This is a genomic window from Streptomyces sp. NPDC005774, from assembly GCF_042871645.1.
GTDB lineage: Bacteria > Actinomycetota > Actinomycetes > Streptomycetales > Streptomycetaceae > Streptomyces > Streptomyces pratens.
On sequence record NZ_JBIAIV010000056.1, the window covers coordinates 1 to 12,617 of the forward strand.

Consider the following 12,617-nt stretch of genomic DNA (forward strand, 5'->3'; position numbering starts at 1 on the left):
TACGGGCGGACGAGCGCGGTCTCCTCGCCCATGAGGATGCCCATGTCTTCCCGGCGTCGGCGCGGGAACAGCGGTGCCCCGTAGGAGAGTCGAGGAGAAGTCGCCAACGGCCGTGCGGGCGTTGTGGGGCGGCGGTGCCGGCCCTTGCGGTGGTACCGCTCACTGATGCGCGAGACGGTACGGCGGATACGATTGAGCACGCTGCTCAGCTCCTATCGCTGATGGCCCGGTCCCCCGACATCGCCCGTCGCGGGGACCGCTTTGCGTACGACCGCCCAGAGGGTGCGGCCGTTCAGGCTGGTGGCGAGGAGCCCGAATCGATCGGCCTCGGCCACCACTTCCAGGACCTCCCGCCATGTCTCGGCGGAGAGCGATTCCGGCACCTCCGCTTCGATGGCCGTGGATCCGTCGTGCTCCTCCACACGCGTGGTGAGCCCGACGGCCGATAACCGAGCCGCGATGGCCTCCGCGCTTACTTCCGAAGCAGGCACAGGGCAGCCTCCGTCACCGGCGATCACTTCAGGTGAAGCTAGTTAACTAGATTAGAGCTAGTGGACTAGATTTTCCATATGTCTGAGCAGCCGCCCTATCTCCGCATCGCCGACGAGCTCCGGCGGCGGATCGCGGAGCACGAGTGGACGGCGGGGGACCGGCTTCCCTCCCGCGCCCAGATCGCCCAGGAATGCGGGGTGGGCGAGAACGTGGTCCGCCGGGCGCAGGAGCTGCTGATCTCCCAAGGTGTGCTGGAGGGTCGCGCCGGTTCCGGCACTTATGTCGCCGAGCCCCGACAGCGCGTCCGGGTGGTCCGTTCGTCGGCGCGCGAGCAGCCCAAGGGCTCCCCGTTCCGCGCGGACATGAGGGCCGTGGGCAAGCAGGGGGATTGGGAGAGCCGGACCGACGCCAAGATCCCGGCACCGGCGGAGATCGCGGCGCGTCTTGGTGTCGCCGAGGGCGACCTGTGTGTCCGCACCGCGTACGAGTTCCTCGCCGACGGCAGACCCGTGCAGCTGTCGACGAGTTGGGAGCCGTACGACCTCACCGCCGGCACTCTCGTCGTCCTCCCCGAGGGAGGGCCGCACGCCGGGGCGGGCGTCGTGAACCGCATGGCGGAGATCGGCATCACCGTCAGCCACGCCGTGGAGCAGCCGGAGCCGCGGCAGGCGACCGCCGAGGAGGCCTCGCTCCTGGGCATCCAGAAGGGCTCACTGGTCACGCACATCCGGCGGACGTACTACAGCGACCAGGGGCAGCCCGTGGAGACCGCCGACATCGTGGTGCCCGCGGCCCTCTGCGAGATCGTCTACGAGATCCCGATCAGTCGTTGACCGGCCGCATCCCGCGTCCGTTGCCGATGTCCTCATACGGTCGTCCGCGCGTGCCCCGTCCGTGCCCCATCCGTGCCCCTTCCGTGCCCGATCGAGCGGGAAACCACCGGGAGACACGGTGACGAGCGGGCAGCGCACAGCACAACGGCCCCTGACCGTATGACCTGGTCAGGGACCGTTCGCGCTGCTCAGCAAGCGGAGGCGGTGGGATTTGAACCCACGGTGACATCGCTGCCACGACGGTTTTCAAGACCGTGTACTAAGTCTGCGGGGGAGCCGGACGCTCGTACCCAAGGATGTCGTGAAGCCAACGGTCGAGGTACTGGGCCTCTGCCTCTCGGTCGCCCTCGACGGTCAGCCACTCACGGGCGGCAGTGACCATATGCGTCTCGGCTTGATCCGTTTCCGCAGGCCGAAGCTCGACCCAATCGGTCAGCTCGCCCCAGATGAGTGCGAGCGAGTAGAGCGCTTCGTCGCCGTTATCCACCGGCAACCCGCCACTGGCAAGGCCCAAGATCTCCAACGCCGGGTCGTATGGCGAAGTGTCGCTGTCCAGCATGGCCGCCGCACGCGCGCTGACCGCTGCGCGAAAGGCCTCCGAGTCACCCATGGTCCAGAGAGTAGGCGAGGCGATTTGGAGCGCCGGGCCATGCTGGCGACTTGTACAGCAGCGGAGTACCGCAACCGCAGCAACCGCAGCCAGCCGTCGCCGACCACAAGCACACGGGTGACCAGCCGAGTAGACCTCAACGACCACCCCGCCTGTAGTTCGCATCGAAGGACACACCGCGACACCCCCGCCCGGGCCGTCTCTGGGCCGTGCGGGGGTGCTCAACGATGACAGATGACGACAGTCAACGACGGCTCTTCCCCTGCTCAGAGACGGTGCTTCGGGTACCGGCGCGGGTGCATATCGGTGAAGCAGAGTTGAGCAACTCCAGAGGTTCGGCGCAGGATGACCGGCATGACCTCCAGCGCGCGTCCCCTCCTGAACCGCCGGCTCGCCGAGTTCGGGACCACGATCTTCGCCGAGATGTCCGCCCTGGCCCTGCGCACCGGCTCCATCAACCTGGGCCAGGGCTTCCCGGACACCGACGGTCCCGAGGAGGTCAGAGAGGCGGCGGTGCGGGCGTTGCGGGACGGCCTCGGCAACCAGTACCCGCCCGGCCCCGGCATCCCCGAGCTGCGCACCGCGATCGCCGCGCACCAGCAGCGCCGCTACGGCCTGTCCGTCGACCCCGACACGGAGGTCCTGGTCACCGCGGGCGCCACCGAGGCGATCGCCGCGTCGCTGCTCGCCCTGCTGGAGCCGGGCGACGAGGTGGTCGCCCTGGAGCCGTACTACGACTCGTACGCGGCCTGCGTCGCGATGGCGGGCGCCACGCGCGTGCCGGTCACCCTGCGTCCCCGTGAGGGCCGCTTCCACCTCGACCTCGACGAACTGCGCGACGCCGTCACCGACCGCACCCGCCTGCTGCTGATCAACACCCCGCACAACCCGACCGGCACCGTCCTCACCCGCGAGGAACTGGCCGCGATCGCCGCACTGGCAGTGGAACGCGACCTGCTGGTGGTCACGGACGAGGTGTACGAGCACCTGGTCTTCGACGACGCCGAACACGTCCCCCTGGCGACCTTCCCGGGCATGCGCGACCGCACGGTCACCATCTCCAGCGCCGGCAAGACCTTCTCGTTCACCGGCTGGAAGGTCGGCTGGGTGACGGGCACGCCCGCCCTGGTCGCCGCGGTCCGCTCGGCGAAGCAGTACCTGACGTACGTCTCCGCGGGCCCGTTCCAGTACGCGGTCGCCGAGGCCCTCACCCTGCCGGAGGCGTACTACACCGAGCTCCGCGCGGATCTGCGTGCCAAACGGGACCTGCTGTCGGCGGGCCTGACGGAGGCGGGCTTCGACGTCCTGCGACCGGCCGGCACCTACTTCATCACGGCCGACATCCGTCCCTTGGGCGAGACCGACGGCGAAGCCTTCTGCCTCTCCCTCCCGGCACGCGCCGGCGTCGTCGCCATCCCCACCTCGGTCTTCTACGACCACCGGAAGGCAGGCGCCCCGTACATCCGCTTCGCCTTCTGCAAGCGCACCGAGGTACTGGTGGACGCGACGGAACGGCTCCGCAAGGCATTCGCGCACTGACCGCCGCCCTGCAGGGCTGGTCGTCGCATTACCCGTTGCCTGCCGCACCTCATCACCCGCCCGGAACCTTCACGCCGGAGGCCGCCCGGTCGCGGCCGTCATTCCGGCGCTTGCCGCACCACAGGGGCCGACGTACAATTTCCTGTACGTAAGGAGGGTCGATCGTGAAAACCATGACGTATTCCGAGTCGCGCGCCCGGTACGCCGAGGTACTCAACTCCGTCACCGACGACCGCGAAGAGGTCGTCATCACCCGGGCCGGACATGAGCCGGTCGTCATCGTCTCCCTTGAGGACTACGAGTCCCTGAAGGAGACGGCGTACCTGCTGCGAAGCCCGGCGAACGCTCGGCGCCTGCTCGCGTCCATCGACGAGCTGGAAAACGGCGGCGGCACCGTACGCGAGCTGGCGACCGACGCATAAGGGCCGCGAATGAAGATCACCTTCTCCTCTCGCGCCTGGGAGGACTATCTGTGGTGGCAGCTTCAGGACCGGAAGATCCTGAAGCGCATCAATACGCTCATCGCGGACATCGCCAGAAACGGCAACGAGGGGATCGGCAAACCGGAACCGCTCAAGCACGGATTCCAGGGCTACTGGTCGCGCCGCATCAACGACGAGCACCGACTGATCTACAAGGCCACCGAGGACGACGTCCTGATCGCACAGTGCCGCTACCACTACGAGAGCTGACAGGACTCAACCGGATCGAGCACAGCACCTGCTGACACCGGTGTCACGCGGCGATCACCCACTGGCAAGGGACTGCGACCACAAAAGTGCCGCCACCCTCCCCGGCGGGTGCCGGTGGCGTCTTCCCGCACTGCGCCGAGTGAGCGAAGCACTTCTGGCACGCGCTGTCCGTCTGCGCGGATAGCCTTACTCGCCGAGGGCTCGCGGGCGGCTCGCGTCCTCCCGAACAGTTGCAGAAGTCTGTGCCAGGAGTGGGCGTAGTGGTGAAGGTTTATCCGTCGGCAGAGCCCGAGTCGACGACTCCGGACCGGGAACGGATGTTCACTCGGTTGCCGGAGCTCGCCCTGAGCGAGGCGGTGTTCCTTCCCGCGGACCCGCCCCGGATGGGACGGATGGCGTTCTGGATGCCCGGGAGTGAGCCGCCGGACCTTGGGGTGGAACCCGAGGAACTCACCGTGGTTCGCCCGCACGGTTCGTCCGTGCGCCGGGCGCGGGTGGTCGCCGTGCTGCTGCCGGTGGAGCAGGCGCTGCCGCTGCTGACCCGCTGCCGGGCACTCGGTGCGGACGGCAGCGGGCGGGCGTCGGCCGGTACCGCGTTCTGGGGCACAGCGACCCTGCTGGGATTGCGTCTGCTCGCCCGGGGCCGGATGCTGCCCGGGGTGTCGCCGGAAGGATTCGATGCGTGGCGGGCCGGCCCGCTGGACACCGAGGACCGCGAGCGGTTGGCTTCCCTGGCCGCCGCCATGCCTCCGGAGGCCCGCGCGGTCGCAATTCCCGGACTCTCCCCCCTTACGCTTCCGGCGGCCGAGCCACTGCTGCGGGCCTTCCTGGACTCCGTGGCCGATTCCCTCGCCCGCCCGCCCGCCGCCCGTCAGGTGACCGGCGGACCGGCGTTCGCGGTCCGAGCTCCGCAGCCCGTGCCCGAGCAGCGAGGCTGGGCGGCGGAGGTCGCCACCGGCCGCGACACGGGTCTGGCGGTGTCGCTGCGGCTGGAACTGGGCCGCGCGGATTCCTTCCAGGCCGTGGTCCAACTGCGGAGCCTGGCCGATCCCACGGTGCTCGCCGACGCCGCTGACCTGTGGTCCGGCAGGGCCACCTCCCCCGAACTGTTCGGTCCACGGGCCAAGGTGGACACGCTGCTGACTCTGCGCCGGGCCGCCCGCACCTGGCCCCCGGCCGGCCGGCTGCTGGACTCCGCCGCCCCGGCCGGTCTGGAGCTGTCCGACGAGGAGGCCCAAGCGCTGCTGGGCGACGCGGCGGAAAGCCTTGCCGCCGCCGGGGTCGCCGTGCACTGGCCCAAGGAGCTGGTTCGCGAGCTGACCGCCTCCGGAGTCCTGGAACCCGTACGCCACCAGGGGACGCAGTCTGCGGCCGAATCTTTCCTGTCCTCCGGCGGCCTGCTGGACTTCCGCTGGCGGGTCGCGCTCGGAGACCGGGAACTCACCGAAGAGGAGCTGGAACGGCTGGTCCAGGCTCACCGGCCGATCGTGCGGCTGCGCGACCAGTGGGTGGTCGTGGACCCGGAGCTGGTCCGCCGGCTGCGACGGGCCGCGCAGTCCAGGACGGCGACGTTCACCGCGATCGACGCTCTGGGCGCCGCGCTGACCGGTAGCGTCGAAGTGGACGGCGAACAAGTGGCGGTCACCGCGAGCGGCGTACTGGAAGAGCTGCGCTCCCGAATCGCCGCTCCCGAGGCCCGCGCCGCGCACGAGCCCCAGGGACAGCCGAAAGCCCTGGCCGCAACCTTGCGCGACTACCAGCTGCGCGGCCTGAACTGGCTGCACCGGATGACCTCGCTCGGCCTGGGCGGCTGTCTCGCCGACGACATGGGCCTGGGCAAGACCGTCACCCTGATCGCTCTCCACCTGCGCCGCCAGGAACGGAAGACCACTGCCGGCCCGACCCTGGTGGTCTGCCCTGCCTCACTGCTCGGCAACTGGGAGCGCGAGATCCGGCGCTTCGCACCGGCCACCCCGGTACGCCGCTTCCACGGCCCCGGCCGCGACCTGGCCGGCCTCGACGGCGGAGCGGACGGCGGCTTCGTCCTGACCACCTACGGGACCATGCGCCGCGACGCCGAACGCCTCGCGCAGCAGCCCTGGGGACTGCTCGTCGCCGACGAGGCCCAGCACGTCAAGAACCCGCACGCGCTCACCGCCCAGGTCCTGCGCCGGATCCCCTCGCGGGGGCGGGTCGCGCTGACCGGCACCCCGGTCGAGAACAACCTGTCCGAACTGTGGTCACTGCTCGACTGGACCACCCCCGGCCTGCTCGGCACGCTCACCTCCTTCCGTGACCGCTACGCCACGGCCGTCGAGGGCGACCGCGACGAACAGGCCGCCCGGCAACTGTCCGCGCTGGTCCGCCCTTTCCTGCTGCGCAGGCGCAAGTCCGACCCCGGCATCGCGCCCGAACTGCCGCCCAAGACCGAGACCGACCAGCCGGTGTCCCTGACGAAGGAACAGGTCTCGCTGTACGAGGCGCTGGTACGCGAGCTCATGACCGAGATCGAGGAGAGGCAGGGCATCGCCCGGCGCGGCCTGGTGATGAAGCTCCTCACCGGCCTGAAGCAGGTCTGCAACCACCCCGCGCAGTTCCTGAAGGAACCCGCGGGCGCCAAGCTCCCGGGCCGCTCGGGGAAACTGGAACTCCTGGACGAACTCCTGGACACCGTCCTGGCCGAGGACGGGTCGACCCTGGTCTTCACCCAGTACGTGGCCATGGGCGCGCTGATCGAGCGCCACCTGGCCGACCGCGGAGTGGACACCCTGTTCCTGCACGGAGGCACCACGGTCAAACGCCGGGAGGAGATGGTCGACATCTTCCAGAGCGGCGAGAAGAAGGTGTTCCTGCTGTCCCTCAAGGCCGCCGGGACCGGTCTGAACCTGACCCGGGCGGGACACGTCATCCACTACGACCGCTGGTGGAACCCGGCCGTGGAGGACCAGGCCACCGACCGCGCCTACCGGATCGGACAGACACAGCCGGTCCAGGTGCACAGGCTGATCGCCGAGGGCACCGTGGAGGACCGGGTCGCCGAGATGCTCCGCCAGAAGCGGGAACTGGCCGACTCGGTGCTCGGCTCGGGCGAGGCTGCCTTCAGCGAACTGAGCGACACCGAACTGACCGAACTGGTCACGCTGCGAAGGACGGGACGATGACCAGGCGCAGCCGGCCGGGCAAGTCGGCCGCCCGTACCTTCGAGGCACTCCCGCCGACCAAGGGCAGCCGCGCGCCCTTCGCCGAGTCCTGGTGGGGCCGCGCATGGCTACGCTCCCTGGAGGAGTCCTCCCTGGACTCCGGCCGCCTCTCGCGCGGCCGGACCTACGCGCGCGGCGGCGCGGTCGGACCGGTCACCATCGCCCCCGGCTCGGCCGCCGCCCCGGTGCAGGGCAGCCACCGCACCCCGTACCGCTCCACGGTCCAGGTCGAGCAGCTGACGGACCGGCAATGGGACCAGCTGCTCGACATGATCGCCGAGCGTGCCGCCAACATCGCCGCACTGCTGGACGGCGAAATGCCCGCCGGACTCGCCGACGACGCCGCAGCCGTCGGCGTCCCGCTGCTGCCCGGCCCTCGGGACCTCGACCCCGAGTGCAGCTGCCCCGACTGGGGCTACCCCTGCAAACACGCCGCCGCCCTCTGCTACCAGGTCGCCCGGCTCCTGGACCGCGACCCCTTCGTGCTGCTGCTCCTGCGGGGTCGCGGCGAGCGGGAACTGACGGACGAGCTCGGCCGCCGCAACACCGCACGTGCCTCCGCCGAAGCCGCCGCATCCGCGGCGACCGCAGGCGCGGGCCCGGCCGCGCTCCCGGCCCGGCCCGGTGATCCAGCCGGGCCCACCTTCGCCTCCCGTACCGCGCTACCGCCCCTGCCCGGCCCGCCACCGCTCCCCGATCGGCCCGGCCGCGGCCCCGCGCTGGTGGATTCCGCCGTCCCGGAGCCCGGTCTGGACCCGGCAGCCCTGGAACTGCTCGCCGTCGACGCCGCGGCGCGTGCCCACCACCTCCTCGCCGGAGCTCTCGGCGCACGGCACGCCGACACCGCCCCACCCGCCCCGCTCACCGAATGGCAGGACGCAGTCCGCCTCGCCGCCACTCACCCCACCCTGGACGTCTTCGCCAGGATCGCCTCGAACTGCGGCCGCACCCCCGGCGAGCTCGCAGCCGCCACCCGTGCATGGCGGCACGGCGGCGCAGCGTCCCTGGACGTACTGGAAAGCCCCTGGAACCCGCCCGCCTCCCGCCTGGAGCGCGCCCGCGAGGCACTGCGCGCGGAATGGGCCCACGGCAGACCACCCCGGCTCCGCTCCTGGCGCAACCGCTGGACCGTCGAGGGCCACGCCGCACAGCTGCGCCTGGGCCGCGACGGACTGTGGTACCCGTACACCAAGGACCGAGGCACCTGGTGGCCGGCCGGACCGCCCGACGCCGACCCCGCCGTCGTCCTGAGCACACTCCTCGCAGCCTGACCCTCGCCGCATACAAATAGGCGTGCGAACAGGGAGTGGCCGGGTGACGGGAACGCCCGAACTGGTGACGGCGGTCCGCTCGGCGAAGCAGTACCTGACGTACGTCTCCGCGGGCCCGTTCCAGTACGCGGTCGCCGAGGCCCTCGCGCTGCCGGAGGCGTACTTCGACGACTTCCGCGCGGCCCACCGGCGCAAGCGCGACCTGCTCGGTGACGGTCTGCGCTCCGCCGGCTTCGAGGTCTACCAGCCCCGGGGCACGTACTTCATCACCACCGACATCGCCCCCTTCGGCGAGAAGGACGCCTACTCCTTCTGCCGCGCCCTCCCCGAACGCTGCGGTGTCGTCGCCGTCCCCGTATCCGTCTTCTACGACGACCCCGACACCGGCCGCAGCCAGGTCCGCTTCGCCTTCTGCAAGAAGGACGACGTTCTCGCCGAGGCCACCAGCCGCCTGCGACACCTCTCGTCCTGAACTCACGCCTCCTTCGTCCCGAATGAGGTTCGGTTGCCGATCTTGCCAGCATGGATGGCGTTTAGCCTGGTCAGAGCGTCGGGCTGTCGTGGTTTCGGGTGGTCTCGAAGGGGATCGGGGAGCGGGTTGGCTCCCCGATGGCGCCGCATTCGCCACCTCAGGTCCAGCCGCGAGATCCACGCGTCATGAGGGCCTGCAAGCCCTGGACGCGTGCTGCTCCGTGATCGCAGTCGGCCCGGTCCTAGCTGGTCATACACATCTCGTCTCCGATCGCATGACAGCCGGTCCAACAGATGTTGCGCCCTCCGTTCAAGTAGGTGATCTGCCTACCACCGGACGCAGCGCTGACGCTTACCGGTGCCAGCGGCTGATGGAGCGATCTCGTGACATGACGACGGCCCGATGTTTTTGAAGTCCTCGAAGACTCTGTTGCTCAATTCGTCCGGGCTCGGGGACCGCTGATGCGCAAGGGCAACTTGCCTGGTTCTTGACGTTCTGGTAGCGAGGCTACGGGCACGGGAGGTGCTGACGAACCAAATGCTCAGGAATAAGGAGTTGCGGGCGACGGCCCGGCTGACCGAGGCGCTTGGGACCCGTTGCCGCGTTGCAGGCCGTTAGCCTGTCGGTATGTCAGAGCGTGTCATGCCCGGTCACACGGACGACCTGATCTCCCTGGTTGCCGCGGACGCTCTGTGGGTCGATTTGGCGGCCGACAGTGCTGTGCCGACGGCTTCTGGGGCATTCACCTGCTCTCCTGCCCATGCCCGGGTGGGGTACGTCCTGCTCGGCGGCCATGTGGTGGCGACGGTGAGGGCGAGCGGCGGTCAGTGGAGTGTTCCGGAGGTTGAGGTGCGCCGGGCGGCCGCGGAACTGAACGCGGTTGGGATGGATCGGCAGGACCTGGTCCGCATCGGTCCGTTTCGTGGGGCGCCGAGGCAGGAGTGCACCGAGGAAACGCCGCTGCGTTGGCGCCAGCGCATCACGGGGGAACTGCAGGAGCTGGGCGGCCCCGAGCGGGCAGCACGACGTGAAGTCGGCCGGCCGTACCATCTGGCGGGGATCGACTGGCGACAGGTACTCGTGGAGCAGATCCGCGACGGGACGCAGCGCACGTGGTGGCTGCCGCGCGCTGTGGTCAGGCTGCTGGACGCGGCCGAGCACGCCGAAACGCAGTGGGTGCAAGCCGCGCGGACCCGCCGGGCAAGCGCAGCCGTCACCGAGCCGCCCTCCCACCTCCGGCAGGCCCGAGACGCCGGCAGTCGGCAGACGACGAGTCCCGAGGGCCCCACCGCCTCACTGCGCCCGTACAACAAAGAGCTGGAAAGCCAGCTGTACTCGGTGCTCAGCAGGAAGCCCGGTACCTCCCGCAGGGTGGCTGGGTGGGCGTGCGCCGTCTGCCGCACTGCGCCCGCCACCGTGCTCGACCACTGCCACGAACACGGCTACGTCCGCGCCCCCGTCTGCCAGTCCTGCAACACACAGGAACGCCCCGACCACCTGTACAGCAACGACATCCGCGTGGCGAACCGCTACACACGCCTCTTCCACACCGACACCGACGACTGGTTCCGCCACTGGCACCGCTGTGCCGGCTGCCGCGCACGCACCACCCTGCCCCTGCCGCACCTCGCCGCATGGACCGCCCACATAGCCTGCCGATCGCTCCGCCCGACCCACCGCGCCCCCCGCGGGCGCAAGCCCTGCGGTGTCCTGCGCGTGTCCTGGACGGGCAGTCAGAACGCGCCCCGTTCCTGCCTGCTCACTGTCGTCGTCGACTTCTGCCCCTCCGGCGAGCACCGTGTCCTGGCGCGAGTCCCCTACCGCGAAGCCGCCGAGCGGTTTCGTGCCTGGTTGGCCGAGACGGCCCCTGCCGTGGCCGCCGCGGCCGGCCCTGACCGCCTGGACGGCCTCCCTGCCCAGTTCCGGCCAGTCATCGCGGACACCAGCGGCGAGGACCTAGAACTGTTTTGAGCGGGCACCGGGAGACCTGACACCCCAGCGAGATGCGCAGCAGAGTCCTCGAAATAGCATCCCTGAGCGGGCGTTAAGTCCCGTTCCAGATTCGTGCGCCGAAGCAGGTGATCCCCATCGCCACCGCGTTCACGCGGTCTCGGTCGCTTCAGTAGTCAGTCGGGTGGCCCGAGGGGATCTCACCCTCGGGCCACCCGACTACGTCCTGGCCACGGCGAGTTCGGCCTCGTGAGGAAGTGTCCGATCAGCGGACGTCCGCCTCGGGCTCCGGGCGCGGGAGTTCGTCGAGGTCGAGGGTGAAGGTGCGGCCGTCGGCCAGGGGGATGGGGAGCTTGCCCGTCCCGTACTTGTGGGTGTGTGCCGCGATGTAACCGGTGGCGGTCGGCTGGGTGTGGAGGACGACTTCCTGGGCGTAGGGGTCCACGATCAGGTAGGCGGGGATGCCGTAGCGGCCGTACTTCGCGGTGCAGTCGTCGTAGTCCTTGCGTGCCGAGGAGGTCGAGACGACCTCGGAGATCAGCAGGACGTCCTCGAAGCTGTAGCGCTTTCCCTCCCGGCGGGCATCCTCGCGGAGGATCGCCAGATCGGGGGCGGAGTTCTCGTCGGCGGGGAAGTCGATGTAGACATCGGACGTGACCTTGGCGTGCCGTCCGAGGGCGAGAGCGGAGTCGATCTGCATCGATCTGATGGTGCTGGAGCGCTCTTCGCTCTGCGGGGTCATGATCACCTTTCCGTCGGCCCCGAACAGGACCGCGTACCCCTCGGGGAAATCGGTGTGCACGATCGCGTCGACGCTCATGGACGGCTCCTTCCCGTGTGCGGTCAGGATACGACGGGCATCGCCGTGTCACCGAGCCCGACGACATGGCCGTGGGGCCGGTCCGGACAGGTTCTGGGGCCGACTCACCGGTGATGCTGAAGATCCCCGGCACCCGGCCCTTCCTGCCGCAGCCGCACGCTGCCAACCACCAGCAGTTCGCCCCGGGCGGTCCGCTGGTCGACACCACGATCCCCTACCGTCCCTTCGACCTCGGGGCCGACGGAGCGATGACGGGCACGGCCCGTGACCTCAACCGCTTCTTCACCGCCCTGGCCCGGGGGCGACTACTGGAACCCGCCACCCTCGCCACCATGCGGGCCACCGTCCCCATGCCCCGGGACAGTGACCATCCCGCGGGCACCCGGAGCGGTCTGGGACTGTTCTTCACGCCCTTGTCCTGCGGCGGCGGTTACCTCGGCCACGGGGGAAGCGGCTTCGGTTATCTCGTCCGGGCCGCCACCACGACGGACGGCCGTCGTGGCATCACCGTCTCCACGCACAGCCGCCCGGGGGCTCCGGAGACGGCGGACCGCCAGGAGGACGCGCTGCGGGATCTCGTCGACCGCGCCCTCTGCCACCCCGGGTGAGAAGGATCGGGCAGCGAGCCTGTGGAGAAACCGAAGGAGCCGGGCTCCGGGGGGGGCCCCCCCCGGGGCCCCCCCCCCCCCCCCCCCCCCCGGGCCCCCGGGGGGGCGGGGGGGGGTGACAAAAAAAAAA

General features: G+C 70.1%; 11 protein-coding genes, 1 tRNA gene and 2 pseudogenes. 9 read left to right on the forward strand and 5 right to left on the reverse strand.

The features are described from left to right. Positions 1-200, reverse strand: a pseudogene (locus ACFYQA_RS33170) (hypothetical protein); the annotation flags it as partial. 12 nt (positions 201-212) lie between these two features. Beyond that, complete coding sequence (locus tag ACFYQA_RS33175) at positions 213-491, reverse strand: hypothetical protein (protein WP_388925971.1); 279 nt, start codon at positions 489-491, stop codon at positions 213-215. A 78-nt stretch (positions 492-569) separates the two neighbouring features. On the opposite strand from ACFYQA_RS33175, the gene ACFYQA_RS33180 reads away from it, so the two are divergent. After that, the gene (locus ACFYQA_RS33180) at positions 570-1,325 is read left to right on the forward strand and encodes a GntR family transcriptional regulator (RefSeq protein ID WP_388925974.1); all 756 of its coding nucleotides are present in this window, start codon (positions 570-572) and stop codon (positions 1,323-1,325) included. Between the two features lie 196 nt (positions 1,326-1,521). Here ACFYQA_RS33180 and ACFYQA_RS33185 read toward each other — a convergent pair. Both ACFYQA_RS33185 and ACFYQA_RS33190 read right to left on the reverse strand, forming a co-directional pair. Next, positions 1,522-1,617 (reverse strand) — tRNA-Ser (locus ACFYQA_RS33185). Continuing rightward, on the reverse strand, positions 1,585-1,935 hold the full coding sequence (locus ACFYQA_RS33190) for a hypothetical protein (RefSeq protein ID WP_388925977.1): 351 nt from the start codon (positions 1,933-1,935) through the stop codon (positions 1,585-1,587). Before ACFYQA_RS33190 ends, ACFYQA_RS33185 begins: the two co-directional genes overlap by 33 nt. A 345-nt stretch (positions 1,936-2,280) precedes the next feature. On the opposite strand from ACFYQA_RS33190, the gene ACFYQA_RS33195 reads away from it, so the two are divergent. From ACFYQA_RS33195 to ACFYQA_RS33225, 7 genes and pseudogenes are all read left to right on the forward strand, one after another. After that, a complete protein-coding gene (locus ACFYQA_RS33195) occupies positions 2,281-3,474 on the forward strand; it encodes a pyridoxal phosphate-dependent aminotransferase (RefSeq protein WP_388925980.1) in 1,194 nt (397 codons plus the stop codon). A 164-nt stretch (positions 3,475-3,638) separates the two neighbouring features. After that, entirely contained in the window at positions 3,639-3,896 is a 258-nt protein-coding gene (locus ACFYQA_RS33200) for a type II toxin-antitoxin system Phd/YefM family antitoxin (protein ID WP_388925984.1), read from the forward strand. 9 nt (positions 3,897-3,905) lie between these two features. Further along, on the forward strand, positions 3,906-4,166 hold the full coding sequence (locus ACFYQA_RS33205) for a Txe/YoeB family addiction module toxin (protein WP_388925987.1): 261 nt from the start codon (positions 3,906-3,908) through the stop codon (positions 4,164-4,166). Positions 4,167-4,483: 317 nt separating this feature from the next. Next, the gene (locus ACFYQA_RS33210; RefSeq protein WP_388926064.1) at positions 4,484-7,327 is read left to right on the forward strand and encodes a DEAD/DEAH box helicase; all 2,844 of its coding nucleotides are present in this window, start codon (positions 4,484-4,486) and stop codon (positions 7,325-7,327) included. Beyond that, a complete protein-coding gene (locus tag ACFYQA_RS33215; RefSeq protein ID WP_388925990.1) occupies positions 7,324-8,637 on the forward strand; it encodes an SWIM zinc finger family protein in 1,314 nt (437 codons plus the stop codon). The genes ACFYQA_RS33210 and ACFYQA_RS33215 overlap by 4 nt, the downstream gene beginning before the upstream one ends. Positions 8,638-8,674: 37 nt before the next feature. Next, positions 8,675-9,109: pseudogene (locus ACFYQA_RS33220) on the forward strand (aminotransferase class I/II-fold pyridoxal phosphate-dependent enzyme); the annotation flags it as partial. 627 nt (positions 9,110-9,736) lie between these two features. Continuing rightward, a complete protein-coding gene (locus ACFYQA_RS33225) occupies positions 9,737-11,080 on the forward strand; it encodes an endonuclease domain-containing protein (RefSeq protein WP_388925993.1) in 1,344 nt (447 codons plus the stop codon). A 244-nt stretch (positions 11,081-11,324) separates the two neighbouring features. Here the strand turns inward: ACFYQA_RS33225 and ACFYQA_RS33230 are convergent, their stop codons facing one another. Next, entirely contained in the window at positions 11,325-11,879 is a 555-nt protein-coding gene (locus tag ACFYQA_RS33230; protein ID WP_388925996.1) for a Uma2 family endonuclease, read from the reverse strand. A gap of 113 nt (positions 11,880-11,992) precedes the next feature. Here ACFYQA_RS33230 and ACFYQA_RS33235 point away from each other — a divergent pair, with 113 nt between their 5' ends. Further along, on the forward strand, positions 11,993-12,487 hold the full coding sequence (locus tag ACFYQA_RS33235; protein ID WP_388925999.1) for a serine hydrolase: 495 nt from the start codon (positions 11,993-11,995) through the stop codon (positions 12,485-12,487). Positions 12,488-12,617 lie beyond the last annotated feature (130 nt).